The 2169-nt window shown below is 70.3% G+C and carries 3 protein-coding genes; all 3 read right to left on the minus strand.

The window, feature by feature from the left end; all coding sequences use genetic code 11:
- The coding region (locus tag ACXAGC_RS20230; protein ID WP_474846782.1) for a phage major capsid protein at nt 1–464 on the minus strand (464 nt) is incomplete at its 3' end.
- Between the two features lie 41 nt (nt 465–505).
- Nucleotides 506–1129 carry a hypothetical protein gene (locus ACXAGC_RS20235; protein ID WP_474846784.1) on the minus strand — a complete coding sequence of 208 codons (624 nt, stop codon included), beginning with the start codon at nt 1127–1129 and terminating at the stop codon, nt 506–508.
- A gap of 77 nt (nt 1130–1206) precedes the next feature.
- On the minus strand, nt 1207–2169 hold a 963-nt coding region (locus tag ACXAGC_RS20240), incomplete at its 5' end, for a VG15 protein (protein ID WP_474846786.1).

The following is a 2169-nucleotide window of genomic DNA, read 5'->3' on the forward strand; positions in this document are numbered from 1 at the left end:
GTGCCGGCCTGCACGACGTTGCAGGCGGCGATCGCACCGGGGACGCCGGCCTCGCCCCAGGTGGCCGGCTTGTTGGTGCCGAACAGGGCGGCCTCGTCGAAGGTCGCGCCGATGGCCTCGGCGGCCAGCGGGCGGGCGATGGCCCAGAGGTCCACGGAGGCGTCGTCCACGACGGAGTCGGGGATCGGGATGATGGTCGCGATCTCCTCGGTGACGAGCATCGCGTCCTTGAAGGTGAACTTCGCGGTCTGCTTCAGCCCGGTCTCGCCGTTGACGAAGGAGGCGGTCGGCAGCGCGTCGAGCACGGGCTGGCGGACCGTCTTGGTGCCCATGGTGACGCGCTTGGCGTTGGCCAGCACCACGGACTGCTGCGGGAGCTCCTGGATGATCTCCTTGGACTCTTCGCGCGGGATCAGGACGTCGGTGACCTCGGGGGTCCCGACGATGTTGTTGTAACCAGCCATGGTGGCTTCGTCTCCTTCAGTTCAAGAGGTGGCGGTCGCGCTTAGGCGCGGCCGGTCATGCGGTCACGAAGCCAGTCCCCGGTGGACCCGCCGGAGGGCGGGGTCTCCCGGCCGACGGTGGGGTCGGGGTCGGGCTGGCGTCGTTTGGGGGTCGAGATCCGGGCGGCGAGCTTCTCGGCCCGCTCGGCGAACTGGTCGACGGGCACCCCGTCGAGGAGCTCGGCGATCTCGCCGATCTGCTCCTCGTCCAGGGAGTGCTTCACGCCCAGGCGCAGCAGCGCGTTCTCGCGCCGGGCGTCGTCGCGTTCCGCGGCGAGGGTCTGCTCCTGTTCGGCGCGCTTCTCGTCGTCGGTCTTCTTCGAGTCCTGGTACTCGCGCCAGGCCTTGGCGTCGGCGGCGTTCTTCTTCGCCTGCTCCTCGTTCTTCCGAGAGAGGGCCTTCCACTTGTCTGCCTCGGCGCGGGGGTCCGTTTCGGTGCCCTCGGGGTCCTTGACGTTCTTCGGGTCGGCGGGCGGATCGGCCGGGTCCGTCTCCGGAGCGGGGTCCGGGTCGGGGTCGGTCTGGGCGGCCTGCTGCTGGAACTGCTGCAGCTGCACCTGCGGGGTCTCGGTCAGCCAGGCGGGCCCGTTCTGCGGGGCCCGCGGTGCGACGACGTCGCGGTTCATCGGATCTCGTTCCTTCCCATTTCGGGATCGTGGTGGGGTGCCCGTTTCGGGCGGTCCCGCGCGCGGGTCGCGGTGGTCTAGTCGACGTCGAGCTGTCCCTTCCGGATCGCGCGCATGGCGGCGAGGACCCGGCGGGTCTGCTGCTTGTCGTTGACGATTTCGTTGGTCGCGGCGTCCTCCCAGCGGTACTTCCGCTTGAGGGACCCGTCCGGGGCCTTGGTCTGCGTCCACTTCAGATCGCGCGGCTGGTTCTCGGAGACCCAGGCGCGGGCCTCGGCGTAGCGGTCGAAGTGCTCGGCGGCCTTCATCTGCATCTGGATGTCGTTGCCCGCGTGCACCGCGATGCCGACGCACTTGTCGTTGTCGTGGTAGGCCTCACCGATCGCCCGGGGCCCGCGGGACTTGATGCCCCCGCCCATCCGCCGGCCGTTGCGGGTGATCCGCACCGGCACGCCGCGGCCAACGACGTCCTCGGAGGACTCCTCGGAGAACACGGCCCCGGAGGAGGCGAGCATGATGCAGAAGTCGCAGGGCTCCTCGGAGGTCGTCATCCGCTGGTAGTTGACCGGCCCCGAGGGGTCGTTGCCGGCCAGCTCCCAGGTGGTGTCCCGCTCGACGTTGAACAGCAGCCGCTGCGCACCGCCCACGAGCAGGCCCACGGCGGCCGCGGTGGCCGCCGGGTCCTTGTAGAGCACCGAGGTCGCCTTCCCGGCCAGCGAGCGCATCTGCCCGTCGACGGGCATCTGGACGGGAGGGGTGCCGCGGTAGTACGTCGAGACGCCCTGGGCGGTGCGGTCGGTGTAGTAGAAGTCGGTCGTGATGTTGCCGATCGTGGCGGCGTAGGGGTCCATCACCCCGGGCATGACGTCGCCCAGGACGTCGCGGACCTCCCACGGTTGCAGGGAGAGCCCGGCGACGATCTGGCTGAAGATCATGTCCAGGTCGCGGGCGGCCATGGTGTTGACGTCGTCGAGGGTGGCGCGGAAGGACTCGACCTCGGCCAGGGTGGCCATCAGGCCCGCCCCGCCTCGATCGCGGCC

The sequence above is a fragment of the Alteromonas sp. AWJ4_197 genome (genome assembly GCF_056160285.1).